Annotated in this window: 1 pseudogene; it reads right to left on the reverse strand. The window is 72.7% G+C overall.

The features are described from left to right. Positions 1 to 319: pseudogene (locus ACOADB_RS13725) on the reverse strand (hypothetical protein); the annotation flags it as partial.

Raw genomic sequence — 319 nt, forward strand, 5'->3', positions numbered from 1 at the left:
GGAGAGCATGATGCCGCCCACCGGGTACGCCGAGTCGTGCAGGTTCGACGGATGCAGGCCGGCCTCGCCGCCGTCCTCGCGAGCCCAACCGGGCGTTGCGCCGACCAGCCGCACACCGGTTCGGTCGACGCGGTGGTCGACCGTCCAGGTCTCACCGAAGAGGGCTTCCACGCCCTCGAAGGTGAGGTGGGTCGGCGCGCCGTGTGGCCCGGGGATCACCCGGAGCGCCCAGTCGGACGCCAGTTCGGGGAGCAGGGCGGTGACATCGGCCGGTGCCGACTGGTTGCCCAGCCGTCCCAGCGGTACGACGTCGCCGTCC

Origin of the sequence: Nocardioides sp. CPCC 206348 (assembly GCF_048654705.1) — a bacterium.
Taxonomy (GTDB): Bacteria; Actinomycetota; Actinomycetes; order Propionibacteriales; family Nocardioidaceae; genus Nocardioides.